We start from the raw sequence: 2,441 nt of genomic DNA, 5'->3' as shown, positions 1-2,441 counted from the left end.
GTCGGGGGCATGGTGGGGTTACGGGGTCAGGTGTGCGGCGAGGATCTTCAGGTGGGTTTCGCGGGCCTCGGCGTGGCGGCGGCGGCCGGACTCGGTGATCTGGACGAAGACGCCGCGCCGGTCGTCCTTGCAGAGGTCGCGCTCGACGTAGCCGTGCTTCTCCAGGCGCGCGACCGTACGCGAGAGGGCGCTCTGACTCAGGTACATCGCCGCGGCGATCTCCTGCATGCGGCGCTTCTCACAGCGGAGATCGACGAGCCGGTCGAGGGTCTCGTACTCGCTCATGCTCATCCCGTGGGCATCCTGCAGAGCGCGCTCCAGAGCGCACGCGACCGTGTTGTAGCAGGACGCGAGCTCCCGCCACCGGTCGACCAGAGCCGACTTCGCCTCCATGGCGCGGATCTTAGCATGCGAGCGCATCATGTGCATGCGCATAAAGTTCCACTGAAATTAGTGCGTGGACATTGGATGCATGTGCATGTACTGTCCTGCGGCGTGGCTATCACCGACACCTCACCTGCCTTCACCGTCCGCCCGCCGCGGGCCGAGCGCGCACCGGCCGAACAGAGCTGGACTCCCCGGCTGTGGGGGATCCTCGCGGTCCTCTGCGCCGTGATGTTCCTCGACGGGCTCGATGTCTCGATGGTGGGCGTCGCGCTGCCGTCGATCGGGACCGAACTCGGCCTTTCCACCACCTCGCTGCAGTGGATCGTGAACGGGTACGTCCTCGGCTACGGCGGCCTGCTCCTTCTCGGCGGACGCACCGCCGACCTGCTCGGACGCCGCCGCGTCTTCCTCAGCGCACTCGCCGTCTTCGCCGTCGCGTCCCTTGTAGGCGGACTGGTGAACGACGGCACCCTGTTGATCGTCACCCGCTTCGTCAAGGGGCTCGCCGCCGCGTTCACGGCGCCCACGGCCCTGTCCATCTTGACCACCACGTTCCATGAGGGTCCCGCGCGGAACCGGGCGCTGTCGGTGTTCTCCGTCTTCGGCGCCAGCGGCTACTCGTCCGGGCTGATCCTCGGCGGGTTGCTGACCAGCTTCGGATGGCGCTGGACCTTCCTGACGCCCGTGCCGCTCGCGGTCCTCGCCCTCCTCGCGGGCGCCCTGCTGATCCCCAAGGACAGGCCGGCGGACGACGGCGGCCACGACCTCGTGGGCGCCGTGACGCTCACCGGAGGCATGCTGCTCGCCGTCTACACCGTGGTCTCGGCGCCGGACCGCGGCTGGCTCGACCCCGTGACCCTCGGGTCCGTCGTGCTCGCGGCCGCCCTGCTGGTCGGCTTCGTCGTGACCGAGAACAAGGTGCGGCACCCGCTGATCCGGCTCGGCATCCTGCGGATCGGGTCCATCGTCCGGGCCAACCTGAGCATCGTCGCGCTGTTCGGTTCCTACCTCAGCTTCCAGTTCATGATGACGCTCTACCTGCAGGACGTCCTGCGCTGGTCGCCGTTGAAGATGGCCATGGCGCTGCTGCCCGCCGGGCTCCTCGTCGCTTTCGGCTCCCCGTTCGTCGGGCGCCTGATCGACCGGTACGGGACGCCGCGGCTGATCACCAGCTCCATGACGTCCCTCAGCCTCGGCTACGGCTGGTTCCTGGCCACCGCCGGAAACGCCCCGCACTACGCCTTCACGATCCTGCCGACGATGCTGCTGCTGGGCGGCGGCTTCGCGTTCGGCTTCAGCTCCATCATGGCGCAGGCCACGGACGGGATCGACGACTCCGAGCAGGGCCTCGCCTCCGGCCTCGTCCAGACCTCGGGGCAGGTGGGCGCCGCCCTGGTCCTCGCCGTGGTCACCGCGCTCGTAGCCGGTGGGACGGCCGCCGGCGGCGACGGCTTCGCCGAGTTCCACCCGGGCGTCAACCTGGTCAGCGCCGTGGCCGTCGTCGGCCTGGCCCTGAACCTAATCCCGCTGCTACGCCACTACCGCGGCAAGCACACCTGACCAACCACCCTCCAACCCGCGAATGCCTGCTGGGCACGTGAGTTGGGCTTGTGCGGGGGCGGCCTTGGGGGAGGTCGCCCCCGGGTGGTTTCGGTGGGTGTCTACTCAGGGCGTTTCCAGAAGGGGCGGCGGGGTGGGGTCTCGCCTGTGAAGTCGGTCAGGGCCTGGAGAGTGCGGGTCCATTGGGCGTTGACGGTGGCCTGGTCCACGGTGGGTTGGAGGCGGCGTAGGTCGTCGCGGAGGGTGGCCAGGGGGGTGGCGTCCAGGTACTCGGCCTCCATTCGCTCGACGATCGACTCCAGGATGGGGAGGAGTTCGCTCAGCAGGAAGTGGATGCGCTGGTCGTCCATGACCTGGCGAAGGCGGTCGAGGACGTTGGACAGTTCCTGCTGGAAGCCGGTGAGGGCGGGCATGGAGCGTGCCGGGCGTGGGACCGGTCCCTTCTTGGCCCGCCGGACGAAGGTGCCGGCGGGCGGACCGGCGGCGGCTGGCGC

General features: G+C 69.3%; 3 protein-coding genes. 1 reads left to right on the top strand and 2 read right to left on the bottom strand.

What is annotated here, in order from left to right:
- Positions 1-18: 18 nt before the first annotated feature.
- The gene (locus tag E1284_RS40190; RefSeq protein ID WP_131945358.1) at positions 19-393 is read right to left on the bottom strand and encodes a MarR family winged helix-turn-helix transcriptional regulator; all 375 of its coding nucleotides are present in this window, start codon (positions 391-393) and stop codon (positions 19-21) included.
- Between the two features lie 102 nt (positions 394-495).
- Between E1284_RS40190 and E1284_RS40185 the strand changes: the two genes are divergently transcribed.
- Complete coding sequence (locus E1284_RS40185) at positions 496-1,947, top strand: MFS transporter (RefSeq protein WP_424923541.1); 1,452 nt, start codon at positions 496-498, stop codon at positions 1,945-1,947.
- 101 nt (positions 1,948-2,048) lie between these two features.
- Here E1284_RS40185 and E1284_RS40180 read toward each other — a convergent pair.
- Positions 2,049-2,441 (bottom strand): hypothetical protein (locus E1284_RS40180; protein WP_207924240.1); only part of this gene is annotated, 393 nt, incomplete at its 5' end.

This window comes from Actinomadura bangladeshensis (assembly GCF_004348335.1).
Lineage (GTDB): Bacteria > Actinomycetota > Actinomycetes > Streptosporangiales > Streptosporangiaceae > Spirillospora > Spirillospora bangladeshensis.
This window is presented reverse-complemented; position numbering and strand designations above follow the sequence as displayed.